Annotated in this window: 18 protein-coding genes and 1 pseudogene; 14 read left to right on the top strand and 5 right to left on the bottom strand. The window is 68.0% G+C overall.

Going from position 1 to position 20,222, the window contains the following annotated elements; translation table 11 throughout:
• Positions 1-24 precede the first annotated feature (24 nt).
• The 4 genes from J2Z30_RS47390 to J2Z30_RS47375 all read right to left on the bottom strand — a co-directional run bounded on the left by J2Z30_RS47390 (position 25) and on the right by J2Z30_RS47375 (position 4,323).
• The gene (locus tag J2Z30_RS47390; RefSeq protein WP_044566441.1) at positions 25-954 is read right to left on the bottom strand and encodes a carbohydrate ABC transporter permease; all 930 of its coding nucleotides are present in this window, start codon (positions 952-954) and stop codon (positions 25-27) included.
• Entirely contained in the window at positions 954-1,835 is an 882-nt protein-coding gene (locus tag J2Z30_RS50525; RefSeq protein ID WP_209469149.1) for a carbohydrate ABC transporter permease, read from the bottom strand. The genes J2Z30_RS47390 and J2Z30_RS50525 overlap by 1 nt, the downstream gene beginning before the upstream one ends.
• Positions 1,836-1,904: 69 nt before the next feature.
• Positions 1,905-3,218 carry an ABC transporter substrate-binding protein gene (locus J2Z30_RS47380; RefSeq protein WP_052701081.1) on the bottom strand — a complete coding sequence of 438 codons (1,314 nt, stop codon included), beginning with the start codon at positions 3,216-3,218 and terminating at the stop codon, positions 1,905-1,907.
• Between the two features lie 79 nt (positions 3,219-3,297).
• Positions 3,298-4,323: a LacI family DNA-binding transcriptional regulator gene (locus tag J2Z30_RS47375; RefSeq protein ID WP_044566439.1), complete on the bottom strand. Its 1,026-nt coding sequence runs from the start codon at positions 4,321-4,323 to the stop codon at positions 3,298-3,300.
• A 110-nt stretch (positions 4,324-4,433) separates the two neighbouring features.
• Between J2Z30_RS47375 and J2Z30_RS52005 the strand changes: the two are divergent.
• Together J2Z30_RS52005 and J2Z30_RS47365 are read left to right on the top strand one after the other, a co-directional pair.
• A pseudogene (locus J2Z30_RS52005) lies at positions 4,434-5,213 on the top strand (Gfo/Idh/MocA family protein); the annotation flags it as partial.
• Between the two features lie 455 nt (positions 5,214-5,668).
• Positions 5,669-5,896, top strand: a complete 228-nt coding sequence (locus J2Z30_RS47365) for an IolE/MocC family protein (RefSeq protein ID WP_044566437.1) — start codon at positions 5,669-5,671, stop codon at positions 5,894-5,896.
• 115 nt (positions 5,897-6,011) lie between these two features.
• On the opposite strand, the gene J2Z30_RS47360 is transcribed toward J2Z30_RS47365, so the two are convergent.
• A complete protein-coding gene (locus tag J2Z30_RS47360; RefSeq protein ID WP_209469148.1) occupies positions 6,012-6,791 on the bottom strand; it encodes a helix-turn-helix domain-containing protein in 780 nt (259 codons plus the stop codon).
• 157 nt (positions 6,792-6,948) lie between these two features.
• Between J2Z30_RS47360 and J2Z30_RS47355 the strand changes: the two genes are divergently transcribed.
• The 12 genes from J2Z30_RS47355 (at position 6,949) to J2Z30_RS47300 (ending at position 19,879) form a co-directional block, all read left to right on the top strand.
• Positions 6,949-7,860, top strand: a complete 912-nt coding sequence (locus J2Z30_RS47355; protein ID WP_044566436.1) for a sugar phosphate isomerase/epimerase family protein — start codon at positions 6,949-6,951, stop codon at positions 7,858-7,860.
• Positions 7,857-8,861, top strand: a complete 1,005-nt coding sequence (locus J2Z30_RS47350) for a zinc-dependent alcohol dehydrogenase (protein WP_044566435.1) — start codon at positions 7,857-7,859, stop codon at positions 8,859-8,861. The genes J2Z30_RS47355 and J2Z30_RS47350 overlap by 4 nt, the downstream gene beginning before the upstream one ends.
• Positions 8,858-9,553, top strand: coding sequence for a ThuA domain-containing protein (locus J2Z30_RS47345; RefSeq protein ID WP_052701079.1), 696 nt, complete (start codon positions 8,858-8,860; stop codon positions 9,551-9,553). Before J2Z30_RS47350 ends, J2Z30_RS47345 begins: the two co-directional genes overlap by 4 nt.
• A 197-nt stretch (positions 9,554-9,750) precedes the next feature.
• Positions 9,751-10,968 carry an ABC transporter substrate-binding protein gene (locus J2Z30_RS47340; protein WP_209469147.1) on the top strand — a complete coding sequence of 406 codons (1,218 nt, stop codon included), beginning with the start codon at positions 9,751-9,753 and terminating at the stop codon, positions 10,966-10,968.
• 4 nt (positions 10,969-10,972) lie between these two features.
• Positions 10,973-11,926, top strand: a complete 954-nt coding sequence (locus J2Z30_RS47335; protein WP_044566434.1) for a carbohydrate ABC transporter permease — start codon at positions 10,973-10,975, stop codon at positions 11,924-11,926.
• A complete protein-coding gene (locus tag J2Z30_RS47330) occupies positions 11,923-12,756 on the top strand; it encodes a carbohydrate ABC transporter permease (protein WP_044566433.1) in 834 nt (277 codons plus the stop codon). Before J2Z30_RS47335 ends, J2Z30_RS47330 begins: the two co-directional genes overlap by 4 nt.
• Positions 12,753-13,502, top strand: coding sequence for an alpha/beta fold hydrolase (locus J2Z30_RS47325; protein ID WP_044566432.1), 750 nt, complete (start codon positions 12,753-12,755; stop codon positions 13,500-13,502). The genes J2Z30_RS47330 and J2Z30_RS47325 overlap by 4 nt, the downstream gene beginning before the upstream one ends.
• Entirely contained in the window at positions 13,499-14,311 is an 813-nt protein-coding gene (locus tag J2Z30_RS47320; protein ID WP_044566431.1) for a sugar phosphate isomerase/epimerase family protein, read from the top strand. The genes J2Z30_RS47325 and J2Z30_RS47320 overlap by 4 nt, the downstream gene beginning before the upstream one ends.
• Before the next feature lie 187 nt (positions 14,312-14,498).
• On the top strand, positions 14,499-15,362 hold the full coding sequence (locus J2Z30_RS47315; RefSeq protein WP_044566429.1) for a sugar phosphate isomerase/epimerase family protein: 864 nt from the start codon (positions 14,499-14,501) through the stop codon (positions 15,360-15,362).
• Entirely contained in the window at positions 15,359-16,996 is a 1,638-nt protein-coding gene (gene araB / locus J2Z30_RS47310; RefSeq protein WP_044580606.1) for a ribulokinase, read from the top strand. The genes J2Z30_RS47315 and araB overlap by 4 nt, the downstream gene beginning before the upstream one ends.
• Positions 16,996-17,658, top strand: coding sequence for an L-ribulose-5-phosphate 4-epimerase (locus tag J2Z30_RS47305; RefSeq protein ID WP_044566428.1), 663 nt, complete (start codon positions 16,996-16,998; stop codon positions 17,656-17,658). Before araB ends, J2Z30_RS47305 begins: the two co-directional genes overlap by 1 nt.
• A gap of 181 nt (positions 17,659-17,839) precedes the next feature.
• The gene (locus J2Z30_RS47300) at positions 17,840-19,879 is read left to right on the top strand and encodes a beta-galactosidase (RefSeq protein WP_078956355.1); all 2,040 of its coding nucleotides are present in this window, start codon (positions 17,840-17,842) and stop codon (positions 19,877-19,879) included.
• Positions 19,880-20,222: the final 343 nt, after the last annotated feature.

Below are 20,222 nucleotides of genomic sequence, written 5' to 3'. Positions count from 1 at the left end.
GGCGGCACGGCGTACCGGGCCCGGTCATCCCTTGACCGCGCCCTCCATGATTCCGGCAACCAGCTGTTTGCCCGCGGCCACGAACAGCAGCAGCAGTGGCAACGTGGCCAGCACGGAGGCGGTCATGACGGTCGAGTAGTCGATGGTGTACTGGGTGCGCAGCTGCTGGATCGCCACCTGGGAGGTGAACATGTCCGGAGTGTTGAGGACGACCAGCGGCCACAGGAAGTCGTTCCAGGTGGTCATCGCGACGAAAAGCCCGAAGACGGCGGCGGATCCCCGGATGTTGGGCACGACGATCGAACGGTAGATCCGGAAAGTCGAGCAGCCGTCGGACTTCGCGGCGTCGATGAGTTCGTCGGGGATGGTTCCGATGACGACTTGACGCATCCAGAAGACGCCGAACGCGGAGACCGCGCCGGGAACGACCAGCGCCCAGTAGGTGTCGATCCAGCTCAGCTTGGACATGATCAGGTACATGGGCACCAGCCCGAGTTGGCTGGGAAGCGCCATGGTCGCGATCACCAGCAGGAACAGCAGGCGGCGGCCGCGGAACCGGAGCTTGGCGAAGGCGAACCCGGCGAGACTGCAGAAGAACATCTGGAGCAGCGCGACGGCTCCGGAGACGATGGCACTGTTGATGAGTGACCGTCCGAACGGGACGATCGAATCGACTACCCCGAGGTTGTGCAGGAAGTTCCCGCCGGGAAGGAATACCGGAGGGAACCGGGACACCGCCGAGGTGTCATTGGAGCCGACCACGAACATCCAGTAGAGGGGGATGAGCGCCAGCAGCACCGAGATGGTCAGTACGACGTAGCTGAACCATGGCGTGCCCTCGCGCCTTCTTCGCCGGCTGGAGTCCAGCGACCGGCGCCGTGACCGGGCGGCGGCGCGCGACACCGGTCGGCCGACGCCCGCCGTCCGCGGCTGTTCCTTGCTCGTGACAGGCATCAAGAACTCCTGATCAGACGGGCGACGGCGAAGTTGACCAGTGAGAGGACCAAGATGATGAACAGCAGGGCGATCGCGATGGCCGAGGCGTAGCCGAATTTGAAGGAGTTGAACGCCTGCCCGTAGAGGAGCAGCGTGACGGTCAGTCCCTGGCCGTTGTTGCCCCCGGTCGGCGAGGTGAACAGCAGCGGTTCGGTGAAGATCTGCAGCCCGCCCACCGTCGACGTGACAACGGTGAAGAGGATGGTCGGGCGGATCATAGGCAGCGTGACCTGGGTGAACGTGGTCCAGCGCCCGGCACCGTCGATCTCCGCGCAGTCGTACATGGCGGACGGGACCGCCTGCATCGCCGCCAGGTAGATCAGAGTGTTGTAGCCGGTCCAGCGCCAGATGACCATGATGGCGATGACGATCTGCGTGGTCATCGCGCTCGCGCCCCAGTCGATGACCGGCAGGTGCAGCGACCGCAGGATCCAGGTCACCGGACCGTAGTCGCGGCCGAAGATGGACGTGAAGACGAGGGTGACGGTGACCAGCGGGGTTACGTTGGGCACGAGCAACGCCATACGCCAGAACGTCTTCGCCCTGAGGGTGCGGTTGTTCAGCATCGAGGCCAGGCCGAGCGCGAGCCCCATGCACGGCACGGTGGACAGGATGAAGATCGCGAGGGTGTTCCGCAGCGCCTTCCAGAACCGGGGGTCGTTGAACATCTCCCCGTAGTTCTGCAACCCGACATAGCGATGCGTATCGCCGAGCAACTGCCAGTCGTGCAGGGACACCCAGCCGGTGAAGAGCAGAGGCCCGAGACCGAAAGCGAGGAACAGCAGAAAGAACGGCGCGATATAGATATAGGGCGTGAACCGTTCCCATACGCTGGACACCCGACCGTTTCGGCCTCGGGTGGCCGGCGCTCGCCAGGTCAGTGAAGTGGTCATATCTCCCCTCGGCTCCTACCCCTGAAGCTCTCGTTTGACATCGGACATGACCTGGGTCCAGGACGACGCGCCGGACTGGGAGCCCTGATCGACTCGGCCAAGCCCGTTTTCAAACTGGTTCTCGATGATGCGGTCCTTGGCGCCGATCGGATGCGGCCGCATGCCCTGCACGCTCTCGACGTAGATCTTGCCGACCGGTGCGTTGCTGAAGAAGGGGTTGGTGAGGTGGGTGACCGCCGGATCTGTGTACAGCGCGGGTATCGTCGGAAAGGTGTTGTTCTCCTTGAACAGCGCCAGTTGCTGAGTCGGAGCCTCAAGCCACTTGATGAAGTCGTAGGCCTCCTTCGCGTGTGGCGCGTTCTTGGGAATGGCCAGGAACGACCCGCCATCGTTGCCGATCTTGCCCGGCAGCACCGCGATGTTCCACTTGCCCTTCGTCCTGGGCGCCTGCTGTTCGATCTGGGCGAGCATCCAGGCCGGCACGATCAGTGTGGCGACGGTCCCATTGGCCACCGCCGCGTCCCACTGCGGAGTGAACGTCGCGACGTTCGCGGAGAGCCTGGCGTCGATGGCTGCGACTCCGTCGTGCCAGGACTTCCTGATCCGTGGATTGGTGTCGTGGATCGGTTTCCCGCCGGCGTTCATGTATTTGAGGTCGCCCTGGTTCGACTCGGCCCGGAAGACCGCCTTGCCGCTGTCGATGAACTTCTTGCCGGTCGCCGCAACGTATTTCTTGCCGACGTTGATGTAGTCCTCCCACGTCGGCCACAGGGCGCCGACGGCGGCAGGATCGGTGGGCAGCCCGGCCTTTTTGAACAGATCGGTCCGGTAGGCGATCGCCATCCCGCCCACGTCCGTCGGAATGCCGACGATGGAGCCGTCGGGAGCGACGCCGCCGTTCCAGCGCCAGGCCAGGTACTTGGATTTCAGCGATGAGGCACCGAACTTCCTCAGATCCGTGAACGCCGGGGCGTGGGCAACGAACTCGCCCATGTAGTCGATCGCTATCTGCGCGATGTTCGGGCCATTGCCGGAGGCCAGGGCCGTGAGCAGCGTCTGGTGGGAGGCGTCGTAGTCACTGATCTTCGTCTGGATCGTGACCCCGGGGTGTGCCCGTTCGTATTGCCGGACGAGCGGCTTGGACAGGTCGGCGAAACCCCACATGTTCAGCGTCACGTGAGACGAGGAGGCCGAGCCGGGGGAACAGGCGGCGAGCGCGGTTCCCCCCAGTGCCGTGATCGCCAGGGACATCGCCTGCCGTCGGCTGATGCCGAGGTCAAGGGCGGTTTGGATTGGTCCGGGATCTCTGACGAGCTTGGGGACCTTCATCGAGCGGTACCTCCAAAGAAGGGGTACCGCATCGTGACCTACGGCGCCGCGAGTGAGCAAGAGTTTCTAGAATGTTTCTTCATTGAGTTCGGCGCCGGCCCGTGGACGGGGCGGCAGTGCTCTCCCGGACGACCAGCTCGGTGGCCAGTTCCACCCCCGGACCGGGGGTCCGGCCCGCCATGAGCCTGCCGAGCAGCAGTACCGCCTGCCCGGCCACGTCCTCGATGGGCTCCCGGACCGTGGTCAGCGGGGGAGACGCCCAGCTCGCGATGGGCGCGTCATTGAAGCCGACCACGCTCACGTCGTCGGGGACGCGCAGGCCCCTGCGCCGGGCGGCCTCGTACACGCCGAGCGCTTGCTCGTCGGATGCCGCGAAGATCGCGGTCGGCGGGGTGGGCAGGGCCAGTAGTCCGGCCGCCGCGTCCCGGCCGGGCTCGTAGCCGAACTCGGTGTGCACGACGAACTCCGGCGGTACGTCCAGCCCGGCGGCGGCCGCCGCCGCGCGGAACCCGTCGGCGCGGGCCCGGCTGCACAGCAGGCGCAGGGGGCCGCCGATGGTCGCGATCCGCCGGTGGCCCAACGTGACGAGATGTTCGGTCGCGGCGTGCGCTCCGCGCCAATGGGTGAGCCCGACCGTGGGGACCCTGGCCTTCTGGTTGCCCTCGGGATCGATGACCACGAACGGCACCATCAGCTCGCGGAGCCGGTCACGTTGTTCAGCCGTGGTCTCCACAACGCCGAACACCACGCCATCGGGGTTGCGGGACGCGATGTGGTCCAGCCACTCATCCGCCTTGCCCGGGCGCAGCCGGGACAGCACAAGCGCCAGCCCTTCGGCGTACACCGCGGCTTCCATGGCCTGGATCAGGCTTGCTGACCAGGGGCTGTCGAGTTCGCTGAGCACCAGTTCGATCACGCCGGTGAGCCGGCCCCCCGAACGGCGCGGCGCGTAGCCGTGCTCGCGCAGCAGCTCGGTCACCCGTTCGCGGGTGGCCGACGAAACGCCCTGCCGACCGTTGAGGACCTTGGACACCGTCGGCGCCGATACTCCCGCCGCCTGCGCGATGTCCGCGATCGTGGTCCGCGGCGACTCCGTTGCAGCCATCTCTCTCCCTCCGCAGCGTCCCGGCAGCACCCGACTGCCAGATCCGCGACGACACTGCCCGTTGACCGGGCCGGTGTCCGGCCCTATCGTGACAGAAATTTTCGCGAAATATGAAAGTGCAAGGTGGCGGCATGCGACGAGTGATGCTGGTCGGTGCGGGCGCCATCGCACGACACCACGTGGTGGGGGCGTACGATCCCGCGGTCCTGCCCGATGGAGTCGAACTGCATGTCTGCGATCCGAACCCCGCCGCGCTGGCCCGGTTCACCGCCGAGTTCCCCGCGGCCACCGCGCACACCCGGGCCGAGTCTCTGCTGGCGATCCACCCACGCCCGGACGATGTGGCCGTGGTGGCCACCCCGCCCTTCACTCATCACCAACTGGTCGCGGCCGCGATGGCGACCGCTCGTCCCGTTCTGTATGAGAAGCCGCTCGCCCTCAACGTCGAACAGGCCCAGGATCTGGCACGGCTGGCCACCGAGCACGGCGTCGCCCTGGGCTGCGCCGACATGCGCTTTCGCGGTTTGGCGACTACTCAGGAGGTCCGCAGCCTGGTCCGTTCCGGTGAGCTGGGCGATCTCTACTACGTGAGCTTCGTCAACAAAAGGCGCCGGGCTCGCAGCGGCTTCGACTTCCAGCCGGAGTCCGGCTGGTTCCGTGACCCGGAGCTCAGCGGAGGCGGGGTGACCATGGACTGGGGTCCCTACGACATCGCCGTGCTCGACGAGGTGCTCCAACCACGATCCGTCGAAGTCCGGTCCGCCTGGTTCGGCACGCCGGCCACCGGCGGGCCGCACGGCGACGAGAGCGCGCGTTCCGAGCAACACGTGGGAGCGCACATGCGGTTGGACTTGGGAGACGGTCGCCTGGCCGAAGCCACCTACGAACGCGCGGCCTGCACCCACGGAGCCGAACGGTCCCTCGTGGAGATCGAGGGAACCGACGCCGCGGTCAGCTGGGACTGGCTGGACTGGATGGGTTCGAACCAGGTACGCCTTACCCGCGATGACAACGGGATGCCGTCGGCCGACGACCGGCGGTCGGCCACGGCCGGGCCGTCTTTTCACTCCCGGCCGCTGCACGAGTTCGTCCGGGCGTTGAAATCCGGGCAAGGGACCGGCCCGTTCGCCGTCACCGAACGGTCGCTGTTCACTTTCCGATGGTTGCAGGCGATCATCGACACCGCGCGATCCGGCTCGTCCAGGCCGTCGATCGGAGGACACGAAACCGGGCGTTTTCCATGCTCCGACCCCGCGGGCGACGACGTGGCCCACCGCTTTCTGGACGCGGCGCTTCTGTACCTGCGGCGGGTCAACACGAACGGCAGCCGCCGGATCACCGGGCAGTGCTTTCCGGCGACCATCGAACGATCGGGGAAGGCGAGTTCGACAACTTCGCCTTTCTGGGGCTGCTGGGCTCCCTCGACTACCACGGATGGCTCGGCGTGCAGGGATACGGGATCGGCGGCGACGCATACGAGAACTTCCGCCGGTCCCGAGACGCCCTCCGGGGCATCGAACACCGACTGGGACGGCATCCGTCGTGGGCGGAACTGCGCCCGGACCACCTGTGAGCGCCCGCCGGACCGCAGGAGGTCCGAGCACCCGGGTTTCCACGCCGATGACGCAGGTCACCGACGTCGTCCAGGCCGAACTGCGCTCGGGACACCCGGTGGCAGTCGCGACGGCTCACGGGTTGAAAGGAACGCGGGACCGGCGTGCCTGCGAGGTGTTTCCGTGTGCCGCCCGGTACTCGGCGGGGGTGATGCCCCTCTCCTTCTTGAATTCGTTGCTCAGATGGCTCTGGTCGTAGAACCCGGTCTGGTTGGCGATCACCGACATCGGAAGGTCCGATGTGGCCAGCAGATCGCACGCGGCCATCAGCCGCACCCGCCGCAGGTACTGGTGGGGTGTGGCGCCGAAATGCGCCTTGAAGCTGCGGCTGAAGTGGCTGGGCGACAGCGAAACGGTCGTGGCCAGCTCCTCGATGGACAGCGCGCGGGTGTATTCACGCGAGATCAGTTCCACCGCGGGCGTCAGGCTGAGCAGCCGGCGAGAGACGGAGTCCCGTTTGGTCAGTGCCCTGGTGACCCCCACGATCCCGATCGGTGCCCCGGCATGAGGCCGGACCGGGGTCTTGGTGGTGAGGAACCAGTCGTAGGAGCCGTTGGGGTTGCGCACCAGCTCCACGAGATCGATCAGGGCGTCCCCGGTGGAGAGCACATGCTCGTCGTGGCCACGATAGTGCTCGACCAGGTACTCGGGCGAAATGTCCTCGTCACGCAGGCCGAACAGCTGCCACGAATGACGGTAGCCGAGCGATTGGGCGATCGGCTCGCTGCACGCGACGAACCGGCGCTCGGCGTCCTTGACGAAGACACCGACGTCCTCGATCTGATCGAACGCGTCGAGCAGGGCCTTGCCCCACTGCGCCGTGAGTTCGGGCTGGGCACTCTCGTCACTGGCCACGGTCACCTCCGCTCCAAATACTCGCTGGAGATCGGGGTGCCGTCGAGCTCCACAGCAGTTTTTTCCAACAGCGGCGCATTTTCTTCCAAGTGATTCCGCAGGTCCCGGGGCTAGCTTGAGTGCGTTCCAACAGTCGGGTCCAGTCAAGGAGACAATCGTGTCCGACGAAGCAGCACCGCGGATCGCGCTGGGCAGCTGGGCGTTCGCCTTCGGCCCGTTCGCTGCGGATCCCTGGAATTTCGACCGGCTGTGCGGCTATGCCGCCGAGGTCGGCTACGACGGCGTGGAGATCAACGGTTTCCGGCCACACCCGCACGACGAGGATTTCACCCCGGCCGACTGCGCCCGCTTGCGGGACCGGCTCGCCGAACTGGGGTTGGGTGTCTCCGCCTACGCCCCGGACCTCCATTCCACCCCGCCCGCCGACGTGCCCGCCGCCGACTACCTCGCGCGCATCGAGTCCGTGCTGACCTTCTGCGGGCGTATGGGAATCTCGACGCTGCGGGTGGACTCGATCTCCCCGCCCGGCCCGGTGGATCGCTCACGTCTCGAGCACCTGGCCGACACCTGGCGCCAGGCCGCCGGGCGCTGCGCGGACGCCGGAGTGCGGATGGTGTGGGAGTTCGAGCCGGGTTTCTGGCTGAACCGGCCCAGCGACGTCCAGGAACTGATCCACACCGTCGCGCATCAGAATTTCACCGTCCTGTTCGACACCTCGCACGCCTACGCGGGCGCGGTCGCCGGCGCCCGGCACGGCGACGACCCGGAGCTGCTGGCCGGCGGGGTCGCCGAATACGCGCGCCTGCTCGCCCCCTACGTCGGGCACCTGCACCTGATCGACGGAGATGGCTCCCTGCACGATGAGGAGACCAGCGCACACCTGCCGTTCGGCACCGGCAAGCTCGACTTCGACGGGATCATCGCCGCACTCGGCCGTACCGCCCTCGATCTTGACTGGTGGACGGTCGACTTCTGCTTCTGCCCGACCACCGAGCGCGATGCCGCCACCGCCGTGCCGTTCGTCCGCACGCTCGCCGACCGGGCCCGCCGCAGCGGAGCGACGCGATGAAGGCCGCCGCGATCACCTCGCCGGGACAGGTCGAGCTCGTCGATCGGGAACGGCCCCGCGCGCATCGCGACCTCGTGGTCGTCAAGATCCTTATCGCTCCGATGTGCACCGAGTTCAGGGATCGTCGCGCCGGGAACCTAAGCGACACCCTGGGGCACGAGGCGGCCGGGATCGTCGTGGACGCCGGCGAATCAACCCGCGTGCAGGCGGGCGACCGGGTCGTGATCATGCCGCAGAACGGGTGCGGCGTCTGCTCGCTGTGCACGGCGGGAGAACACATCCACTGCCCCGACCAGCGGGATGTGCTCACCGAGAGCGGGAACGCCTACGGCACCGCCACCTATGCCGAGTACGCGCTCAAGCCGGACTGGTTGTTGCTCCCGGTACCCGACGACATCCCGCTGCGGCGAGCCGCGCTCACCGTGTGCGGACTCGGTCCCGGGTTCACCGCGTACACCAGGATGAACACAGGCGCGCTGGACACCGTGCTCGTCTCCGGCTGCGGACCGGTGGGGCTCGGCGCGATCATCCACGCGGCGGTGCGCGGGGCGAGGGTGCTCGCGCTGGAGAACCAGGAATTCCGCAAAAAACTGGCGCTCGAACTCGGCGCCGCCAAGGTCCTCGACCCGGGCGCCCTCGCCCCCGGGGAGTTGACCGGCGTCGACGCAGCCGTCGAAACCAGCGGCGCCCCGGGGGCCGCGAGCCTGGCGGCCCACGCGCTGCGCCCACGTGGCCGCCTGTCCATCGTGGCCTGGGGGAGCGAGGTCGTGCTGCCGCCGCTGGTGCCGATCGGAGCGGATGTCTTCGGGTGCTGGCACTGGAACCATCAGCGGTACGCCGATCGCATGTGGACGTCCGTGCGCGCCGCGGCCGACGCACTGGACACCATGGTCACCGCGCGGTTCCCACTCGACGACGTGTCCGGCGCGATGGACCTCCAGGACACCGGTGAGTGCGGCAAGGTGTTCCTGCTCCCGCACGGCGAGGGGGGCCTGCGATGAACTCGATCGTCATCCTCGCAGGTGAGGGCGAGTACGGATCCCACCGCACGATGGCGGCGTACGCCGACGACGTGGGTGCGGAGCTGCCCGGCGCGAAGGTCCACTACCGGGTGCCGGATGTGCTCGACGACCAGCCGGACTTCCCCGCCTCCAGCTTCGGCGACCTCGGTGTGCTGGCCGACGCCGACCTGCTGGTGATATACACCCGGTTCCGCATCCTGCCGGACGAGCAGATGGTCCAGCTCTCCGACTACGTACGGCGTGGCGGGAGCGTCCTGGGCCTGCGCACCGCCACCCACGCCTTCCACTATCCCGATGACTCACCGTGGGCCCGATGGAACGACGGCTTCGGCTGCGACGTCCTCGGCTCGCCCTGGGTGAGCCACCACGGCCACTCCTCGCGCACTGCGGTCACCCGCGTGCCCGGCGAACATCCGGTGCTGGCAGGGATTCCGGACCGGTTCACCTCCCGGTCCTGGCTGTACCGCGTGCGACCTCAGCCGGACTGTCGGCCGCTGCTCCACGGCGAGCCGGTCGATGCGGAGAACGCGCCGACCCCCAGTCCGGTCGCCTGGGTGCGGGAGCGCCCGCAGGGCCGGGTCTTCTACACCAGCCTCGGGCACCCCGACGACTTCGCACTCGAGGCGTTCCGCGGCCTGCTCGTCAACGCCACTCGCTGGTGTCTGGGCTGACTCGCCCGCAGCTTTTCAAGAGAGGTTCAACGATGAATTCACCGGCTCCGTATCCTGACCGTATCCCAAGAGCGCTGTCACGCAGGAGCTTTCTGCGTGCGGGCGCGGGCGCGGGACTGCTCGCCGCCGGGCTTCCCGCTCTTCAGGCGTGCAGCCTGTCCTCCAACGGGGGCAACGCGGCTACCGCGCTCACTTTCATGAACCGCTGGTCCGATCCGAACTCGCAGAAGGCCGCGAATGCCATGTTCAGCGGGTTCACCAAGGCCACCGGGATCAAGATCACCAACCAGGTGCAGCCCAGCAGCGGCTCCACCTACCAGCCCGCGGTGCGCACCGCGTTCTCGTCCAACACGCCTCCCGCACTGGCCACCGACATCTCCGGCCCGGAGGTGTACAACCTCGCCCGGGCCGGCGTGTTGATGGACCTCACCTCGATCTACCAGGGCATCAAGTCCAAGGCCAGGGCGGGCGCCGTCGCGGGGTCCGAGGTGGACGGCAAGATCTGGGGCCTGTCGGACGGCGCAACCATCGGCAACTGTGTGTTCTACAACCCCGACTACCTGGCCAAATACCACGTCGACGCGGCCGCGATCACGACCACCTCGCAGTGGCTGGCCGCCATGTCCCACATCAAGAAAGCGGGCGGGACTCCGATCCTCATCGGCGCCAAGGACCAGTGGCCCGGTGGGCACTACCTCAACGACCTCGTGCAACGCAGGCTCGGCTCGGCCGCCGCCACCCAGCTGTACAACCGGACGGTCCTGCCCAAGCAGGGCGACAAGATCAAGTGGACAGACGACCAGGTGATCGCCGCCTTCCGCGACTATCTGGCGTTCAAACCGCTGTTCCAGGACGGCTTTCTCGGTGAGGCCGCGGCGACCACGGACGGCCAGTTTCTGGCCGGAAAGGCCGGATTCTACGAGATGGGCTCGTGGCTGCTGTCGACCATGCGACAGACCCCGCCCTCGTTCACGCCCGGCGTGATGCTCTTTCCCACGGTCGAAGGCGGAGCGGGCCACGGCAACGAGGTCACCCTCGGCAATGACACGATCATCGTGTCCGCCAAGGCGAACGCCGACGCCGTGCGCAAGTTCTTCGACTACTTCACGCGGCCGGACAGTCTGGCCAGGTGGTCCGGCTCGATGTTCGTCTCCCCGCCGTACCGGTTCGACGCCTCAGCGGTGAAGGTGGACAGTCCAGTGCTCGGCAAGCTGTTCGGCCGGATCAACTCCTTCAGCGCGAACGCGGGACGGGACGGCGCGGCCCTGTTCAACGACCAGGCGATCGACGTGAACATCTACTCCCGCTACATCTGGCAGGGCAGCGTCGGCCTGATGACCGGCGAGCTGAGCCCCGAGCGACTCTGCCAGAAGCTCGAGGAGGCGACCGTGCGAGCGCAGCGGAAACTGGGGTGAGCCGATGTCATTGGTACGCGCTGACGCGCCGGCCCCGTCTCAGCCCGTCGCGGAGAAGGCCGCACGCCCCACCGACCGCAAACGCGAGGGTTCCTGGAGCGCCTACGCGCTGCTGCTGCCCGCCGGTGTGTTCTACGTGTCGTTCCAGTTGTTCCCGATCCTGGTGGCCTTCGCGCTGAGCTTCTTCTCCTGGGACGGCATCGACATCCGCCAGGCGAAATTCCTCGGGCTGGCCAACTACGTCACGCTGGTCCACGACGGCCTGCTGTGGCGCTCCGTCTGGCACAACCTGGTGGTCGCGCTCGCGGTGCTGATCATCCAATGCGTCGGCAGCTTCGTCATCGCCGCGATCATCCAGGCGGGCATCAAGGGCGGACGGTTCTTCCGGCTGGTGTTCTTCGCCCCGGTCGTGATCTCCTCGGTGGCCGTCGGCATGCTGGCGATCTTCGTGTTCAGCCCTTCGCAGGGGCTGGTCAACGAAGCCCTGTCCGCGATCGGGCTCGGCGGGCTGCGCCAGCCGTGGCTGGGCAGCGGCACCTGGGCGCTGCCCGCGGTGATCGCCACCTACATTCTGCAGAACTTCGGGCTGTCGGTACTGCTGTTCATCAGCGGCCTCGGGCAGGTCGACCAGGACCTGCTGGAAGCCGCGGAACTGGACGGCGCGAGCCAGGGCAGGATTCTGTGGCAGGTGGTGTTCCCGGTGATCCGGCCGGTCACCACCACGGTGTTCCTGCTCGGACTGGTCACCGGGTTCAAGCTGTTCGACACGGTGTACGTGATGACCGCGGGCGGCCCCTTCCACGCCTCCGACACCATCGTCACCTACCTGTACGGGGTGTCCTTCGGCGGCAACGACATCGGCTACGGCAACGCGATCGGCGTGCTGCTGTTCGTGATCCTGCTGGTGATCGCGTTGATCCAGCTGCGACTCACGCGCACCGGAAAGGAGACCGAATGAACTTCGCCCGTCTCAGCCGGCCCGCGAAGATCGTCTCCTACACGGGGCTGACCGGCCTGGCACTGGTCATCGTCGCCCCGCTGCTCTGGCTGACGATGAGCGTGTTCAAGAACTCCTCGGACATCGTGACCAACCCCTTCTCACTGCCGAAGGATTTCTCCTTCACCAACATCACCGACGCCTGGAACGCGGGTGACTTCGGACAGCTCTACGTCAACAGCGTGCTGATCACCGTAGTGTCCGTGTTCGGCATCCTGGTGCTGGAGGGCATGGCCGCCTACGCGTTCGCGCGGATGGAGTTCCGCGGGCGCAATCTGCTGTTCGTCATCTTCGTGGCCGGACAGTTCGTGCCGGCGCAGATTATCGCGCTGCCGTCCTTCCTCCAGATGTCGCACCTGAACCTGGCCGATACCAGGCTCTCGCTGATCCTGCAGTACCTGAGCTGGGCGCCGTTCGCGGTGCTGTTCCTGCGCGCCAGTTTCCTCGCCATACCAAAGGAAATCGAGGAAGCGGCCCTGCTGGACGGGGCGAGCCGGCTCGCCGTGCTGTGGCGGATCATCCTGCCGATGACCCGCTCGTCGTTCGCCACCGTCGGCACGATCTACGCGTTGTGGATCTGGAACGACTTCCTGTTCCCCCTGGTGTACCTGCGCTCCAGCCAGAACTTCACGGTTCCGCTCGGGCTGGCGCACTTCCAGGGGCTGTTCACCACGTTCTGGGGCTACCTGATCGGCGCGATCTTCATCGCCGTCTGGCCGCCGATGCTGATCTACCTGCTGCTCAGCCGCCGGATCCAGAGCAAGCTCGCGATGGGAGGGGTCAAGGGATGAAGCTGGCGTACGCCGAGTACGGCGCGGGCGAACCGCTCGTTCTGATCATGGGACTGGGCGCGCCGGGCGCCGCGTGGGAGCCGCACACCGCCGCCTGGTCACGGAGCTTCCGGTGTCTGGTCGCCGACAACCGGGGCGCAGGCGGCTCCGCGGCCCCGCCAGGGCCGTACACCACGGCCGACATGGCCGACGACTACGCCGAACTCATCGGCGGGCTGGGCCTGGGGCCGGTGCGGGTCGCCGGGATATCCATGGGCGGGGCAATAGCCCAGGAGCTGGCGCTGCATCACCCGGAGCTGGTGTCGCGGCTGGTGCTGGTGGCCAGCTGGGCCCGCTGCGATGCGCACACCGCTGTGATCTTCCAGACGCTGCCGCGGATCTGGGACCGCCCCGAAGCCGCGACCGCACTGCTGCAATGGCTGATCTGGACACCGGCATGGTTCGCGGCACACCGGCACGAACTGCTGGCCGAGCGGACGGCGCCCGACCGGATGTCCTGCGCCGCGTTCAGCGCCCAGGCCGCCGCCTGCGTCAGCCACGACGCGCTGGACCGGCTCGGCGGCATCCGGGTACCGACCCTGGTGACCGCCGGGGACGCCGACCTGTTCGTCCCGCCGCGCCTGTCCCGCGAGATCGCCGAGTCTATCCCCGGCGCGATCCTGGAGGTCTTCTCCGGCGCCGGACACACACACCACTGGGAACAGCTGGACCGGTTCAACGCGATCGTCGAGGAATGGCTGCGATGACCCACATTCGCTTCGCCTGCCAGACCTACAGCTGGCAGCTGACCATCGACGCCTACCGGGGCCGACTGGAACACATGATCTCGGTGAGCGCCAAGGCCGGGTTCGCCGGCCTCGAACCCGAGGTGGTGATGCTCGGCGACGACTGGACCGCGTCCGGCCTGCGGTCGCCGCTGGCCGACCACGGCGTGCGCCTGGCCGCGCTCTGCCTGGTCGAGGACTGGAGTGGCCCTCGCGAGACGGAGGTGGAAGCCGCCGAGGCGGACAAGGCGATCGAGGCGGTCGCCGGAATCGACGGCGCGATCATCAACCTCTGCCAGTACCCCGGCCTGAACCGCGCGAATCTCCGCACCCGCCAGGACAACCTGCTGTCGTGCGTGGACGCCGTCTCCGCCAGAGCCGCGGCGGCGGGCGTGCACTGCACGTTCCATCCCAACTCCCCCGCCGGGTCGGTGTTCCGCACCGACGCCGACTACGAGTACCTGCTGGCGAACCTGCCGGAGCGGATCGGCTTCACCCCGGACCTGGGCCACCTGGCCAAGGGCGGCATGGACCCGATGGACGTCGTAAGCCGCCACCGGGACCGCGTCGACCACGTCCACGTCAAGGACATGCACGCGGACGGTTCCTGGGCACGGACCGGCGAAGGGATCATCGACATCCCGGCGATCACGAAGTTCCTGGCGGGCACGGACTTCGCCGGCTGGATCGTGCTGGAGGACGAGTCACCGGACGCCGAGGCGAACCCCGACCAAGCCGTAACCCGCAACGGGGCATATGTGCGCGACGTGCTGGAGGCGGTGATCAATTGACGTCAACCTCGCCCGAAGACGACGGACACTCCTCAGCCTCACGGCTGAGCCGCCGCGCCCGGCACGGCGGTCGGGACAGCGTCCTGCCTCACCCACGGCCGCCCGCCCGGTGCGTCCCGTTGCCCCGCTCTGTCGGAAGCCCGATGCCCGGCCCGGCCGCAGTGAGAGGTTTTCTCGGAGGATTCGCATGACAGACCTGCCCATCGCGGTGAACACCTTCGTGTGGCACTCACCGCTGACCGATGAACTGCTGGCCACGACCCTGCCTCAAATCGCCGGCTGGGGGTTCGACGCCGTGGAACTGCCACTGGAGAACATCGGCGACTGGGATCCCGGCGCGACCTCGGCGCTGCTGTCGGAATCAGGACTGCGCTGTGTGGTGGGCGCGGTGTTCGGACCCGGCCGCGAACTGGCGGCGGCCGACCCGGTCACGATCGATGACACAAAGCGCTATGTCCGGGCTGCGGTGGACGCGGCAGCGAGGGTCGGCGCGGCGATGGTCATCGGCCCTATGTACACATCCGTGGGCCGCACATGGCGGATGTCCCCGCCGGAACGCGAGGCGACACTGCGGGAACTGCGGGACAGCCTTGCCGAATGCGCAGAGTACGCGGGGCAGCGCGGCATCGCGCTGGCCGTCGAACCCCTCAACCGCTACGAGACGAGCCTGCTCAACACGGCGGCCCAGACGCGGGAGCTGATCGAGGACTTGCCCGGCAACGTCGGGCTCAACCTGGACACGTACCACATGAACATCGAGGAGCGGGACCTGCGCGCGGCGTTCCGCGTGGCCGGCGACCGCCTGCTGCATCTACAGGTCTGCGGGAACGACCGGGGCGCGCCGGGCCACGATCTGCAGAACTGGCCACTGATCCGGGACTGTCTCGCCGAGATCTCCTACCGCGGCATGCTCGGCATCGAATCGTTCACCGCGGACAACGCCTCCATCGCCACGGCCGCCTCCATCTGGCGCCCGCTGGCCGAATCCCAGGACGTGCTCGCCGTGGAGGGCCTGCGGTTCCTGCGCGAGTGGCGGGACGGACGGCCATGACCGCGCATGTCCTCGGGATCGACTTCGGCACACTGTCCGCACGGGTGCTCGTGGTGCGGGCGGCCGACGGCGCCGAGCTGGCGTGCGCCGAGCATCCGTACCAGCACGGGGTGATCGACCGCGCCCTGCCCGGGACACAGGCCGAGCTGCCGCCGCTATGGGCGTTGCAGGACCCGCGGGACTGGCTGTCCGTGCTGCGCGAGGCCGTGCCCGCCGCGGTGGGACAGGCCGGGATCGACCCGGCGAGCGTAGCCGGGGTGGGCACCGACTTCACCGCCAGCACCCCGCTGCCCGTGCTCGCCGACGGGACGCCCCTGTGCACCCTGGACCGGTTCACCGACCGCCCGCACGCCTGGCCGAAGCTGTGGAAACACCACGCCGCCCAAGCCCAGGCCGACCGGATCACCGAACTCGCACGCACGTCGGGGCAGCCGTGGCTGCGCCGGTACGGCGGCAAGATCTCCGCCGAATGGCAGCTCGCGAAGGCCCTGCAGATCCTCGAAGAGGACCCCGAGGTGTGGGCCGCCACCTCACGGTGGATCGAGGCGGCGGACTGGATCATCTGGCAGCTGACGGGCCAGGAGACACGGAACCCCTGCACGGCCGGATACAAGGGCCTGTACCAGGACGGGCGTTACCCGGACGAGGACTACCTCGCCGCCTTGCACCCGCGGTTCGCCGATGTGTACCGCACACGTGTCGCCCACCCGCTCACCGCTCTCGGTAGCCGCGCGGGCGGGCTGACCGCACGGGCCGCCGCGTGGACCGGGCTGCCCGAAGGCACCCCCGTCGCGGTGGGCAACGTGGACGCACACGTCACCGCGGCCGCGGCCCAGACCCACCACAACGGACAACTGCTGGCCATCATGGGAACCTCCACCTGCCACGTGATGAACGCCGACGTGCTGCGCGACGTCCCCGGTGCCTGCGGGGTGGTCGATGGCGGCATCGTCGCCGGGTCCTTCGGGTACGAGGCCGGGCAGAGCGGAGTCGGCGACATCTTCGCGTGGTGGGTGGACAGCGCGGTACCCGAGCGCTACCGCGAACCGGGCCGTGACGTGCACGAGGTGCTCAGCGGCCTCGCCGCGCGACAGCGGGTGGGCGAGCACGGGTTGCTCGCCCTGGACTGGCTGGGCGGCAACCGGTCGGTGCTGGTCGATCACGAGCTGTCCGGAGCTCTGCTCGGCGTGACACTGTCGACCACGGTGGTGGACGTCTACCGGGCACTGCTGGAGTCCACCGCGTTCGGCACTCGCACGATCGTGGACGCCTTCGGTGCCGCGGGCCTGCCGGTGACGGAGTTTGTCGCCGCCGGGGGCCTGGTCAAGAACCCGCTGCTGATGCAGGTCTACGCAGACGTGACCGGGCTGCCGCTGAGTGTGGTGGAGTCCGCGCAGGCGCCTGCCCTCGGTTCGGCGATCCACGCCGCGGTCGCCGCCGGGATCCATCCCGAGGTGCGGACCGCGTCCGCCGCCATGGGCAGCCGCCGCCGTGCCGCCTACCTGCCGGTCCCGGGGCATCAGCAGATCTATCAGCAGCTGTACCAGGAGTATGTGCGGCTGCACGACTATCTCGGTCGCGGGGGCAATGACGTCCTGCACCGCCTGCACGCAGTGAAGACGAGGAAACACTGATGCTCGATGCGATCGCCGAGGTGCGCGAGGAACTGCACGCCCTGCACCGGTCCCTTGTGGACAACGCGCTGGTCTCCTGGACATCCGGCAACGTCTCGGCCCGGGTCGCGCCGGACCTGATGCTCATCAAACCGAGCGGTGTCCCCTACGACGAGTTGCGACCGGAGGACTTGGTGCTGTGCGACCTGTCCGGTGCAGCCGTGGCGGGCACGCTGCGTCCGTCCAGCGATGCCGCCTCACACGGCTACGTCTACCGGGCCCTGCCCGAGGTGCATGGAGTGGTCCACACACACTCCGCCTACGCGACCGCCTGGGCGGCCCATGGCGAGCCCATCCCGTGCGTGCTCACCGCCATGGCCGACGAGTTCGGCGGCGAGATCCCCGTCGGACCGCTGGCCCCGATCGGCGGCGACGCCATCGGCCGCGGCATCGTCGAGACCCTGCACGGGCACCGGTCGCCAGCGGTGCTGATGCGCAATCACGGGGTCTTCGCCATCGGCGACAGCCCGCGTGCCGCCGTGAAGGCCGCCGTCATGTGCGAGGACGTGGCGCGCACCGTGCATCTCGCGCGGCAGCTCGGGGAGTCCGTGGCTCTGGCACCACAGACGGTGGATGCTCTGCATGCCCGCTACCGGAACGACTACGGCCAGGAGGAAGCCTGACCTTGCAGGGCGCCGCGATACGCGCGCCCTCGCTGCCGGGATGCCGCCGGACGCCCCGCCGGCCTACGGCGTTCCGTTCTCGGAAGCTCTCCTCCTCGGCTGTCTGGACCCCACTCCAACAATTTCAATTAATTATGGATATATCTTGACGAGTAAATACGACGCTCCAAGACTGGCCGGCATGCGACAGACTGACACGATGGCAACCGATGCCCGGCAGCGGCTTCGCCCGGCCGGGATCGCCTTCGGCGGCGACTACAACCCCGAGCAGTGGCCCGAGGAGGTGTGGGCCGAGGACATCACGCTGATGAAGGAGGCGGGCGTCTCCCTGGTGACGGCCGGGATCTTCTCCTGGGCCAAGGTGGAGCCACGGCCCGGCGAGTTCGACTTCACCTGGTTCGACCGGGTCATGGACAACCTCGCCGAGGCGGGGGTGGCCGTGTGCCTCGCGACCATGACCGCCTCCCCGCCACCGTGGCTGTCCCGCCTCCACCCCGAGATCCTCCCCGAGACCGCCGACGGCCGCCGCATGTGGCCGGGCGGACGCCAGCACTACTGCCCCTCCAGCAGCATCTACCGCAGCCACGCCACACGCCTGGTGGAGCGACTGGCCACCCGGTACGCGGACCATCCCGCACTGGAGATGTGGCACATCGGCAACGAGTACGGCTGCCACACTCCGCAGTGCTGGTGCGAGGAGTCGGCGGCAGACTTCCGGCGCTGGCTGGCCGAGCGGTACGACGGCGTCGAGGCGCTCAACGACGCCTGGTCGACGGCGTTCTGGTCCCAGCGCTACGACAGCTTCGATGAGGTCCTGCCGCCCCGGCTCGCCCCGACCTTCCCCAACCCGGCGCAGCAGTTGGACTTCGCGCGCTTCTCCGACGATGCGCTGCTGCAGTGCTACCTGGCGGAGAAGGAGGTGCTGCGGCGGATCACCCCGGACGTACCGGTGACGACGAACTTCGTCGGCGTGCACAAGCCCGTCGACGCCTACCGTTGGGCCGCCGAGGAGGACATCGTCTCGGTCGACGTCTACCAGGATCCGCATGACGAGAACGCTCACGTCTCGGCGGGGTTCGTCTTCGACGTCACCCGCTCCGCACGGGGCGGGCAGCCATGGATGCTGATGGAGCAGGCGCCCAGCGCGGTGAACTGGCGTGACCGCAACGGACCCAAGCCGCCGGGGCGGATGCGACTGTGGAGCTGGCAGGCCGTCGCGCAGGGCGCGGACGCGGTGCTGTACTTCCAGTGGCGCCAGTCCAGAGGAGGCGCCGAGAAGTACCACTCGGCGATGGTCCCGCACGGCGGCACCGACACCCGCGTCTTCCGTGAGGTGAGCGAGCTGGGCCGCGAACTGGCCTCGGTGCCGCAGATCGCCGGCACACGCTCCACCCCCGAGGTCGCGCTGGTGCTGGACTGGAGCAGCTGGTGGGCCCTGGAGCTGGACTCCCGTCCGTCCACCGCGCTGAACCAGATGGACATCACGCTCGCCCACTACCGGCCGCTGTTCGAAGCCGGCATCGCCTGCGACGTCGTACCCCCCGACCGAGACCTGTCCGCCTACCGCCTCGTCGTCGTACCCAATCTGTACCTGCTGCGGGAGCGGGACGCGGAACGCCTCACCGAGTTCGTCCGTAACGGCGGCCATCTGCTGGTGTCGTTCTTCTCCGGCATCGTCGACGAGTGCGACCGCGTCCACCCGGGCGGCTATCCCGCACCGCTGCGCGAGGTACTGGGGCTGCGCGTCGAGGAGTTCTGGCCGCTGCCCGAGCGGGAGACGGTGCGGGTGCGGCACCAGGACGGGACGGTGGGCCACGCAGACATGTGGTCGGAGAACGTCTTGCTCGACGGAGCGCAGGCGGTCGCCGTATTCGAGGACGGACCGCTCTGCGAGCGGCCGGCCATAACCCGCCACGCCTTCGGCGAGGGCACCGCGTGGTACGTCGCCACGCGCCTCTCGCCCCTGACCATGCGGGCTTTGTCGGACGAGGTGTGCCGCAGCGCGCAGGCCGGGCCGGTCCTGGCGGGCCTTCCCGACCAGGTCCAGGCGACCGTCCGCGAGGGCGACGGCGGCCGGTATCTCTTCCTGCTGAACCACGGTCACCGGCGCGTGGAGATCAGGCTTCCCGAACCGATGGCCGACGTCCTCACCCCAGGGGCCGCCCCCACCGACCGCGTCATACTCCCGGATGCCGGAATGGCCGTCCTACGCAAGCCGTAGGAGTCGTAGATTGTCTAACGACCTCGTGGACGATTGGCCGTGGCATGTCGAGGGCTGCTGTGGTGACGGTTTCACGCTCGAAGGTCACGGTAGAAAGTGGCGGTCTGTTCGTGTGAGTGCGGTCCGGCAATCGGCTTGGACGATGTCGCTCATGTGCTCACGACGGCAGAGGTGGCGGGTAAGTGGCTGTTGTCGTTCCGAATCTGAGGGCGGCGTTTTCGCTGGTCGGGCATAGGGGCGGTGATTAGCGGTGGTTTGTTAAGGCGGGAGTGGGAGGTGGTGGCTGAGTGGTCGGCCGGTACTGACTGCGTTGATCAGGTTTTGTAACTCTGCTGGAGGGGGC

It is taken from the genome of Streptomyces iranensis, assembly GCF_017874715.1.
GTDB classification, from domain to species: Bacteria; Actinomycetota; Actinomycetes; order Streptomycetales; family Streptomycetaceae; genus Streptomyces; species Streptomyces iranensis.
The sequence above is the reverse complement of the archived record's forward strand: the minus strand, read 5'-3'. Positions and strand labels throughout refer to the sequence as shown.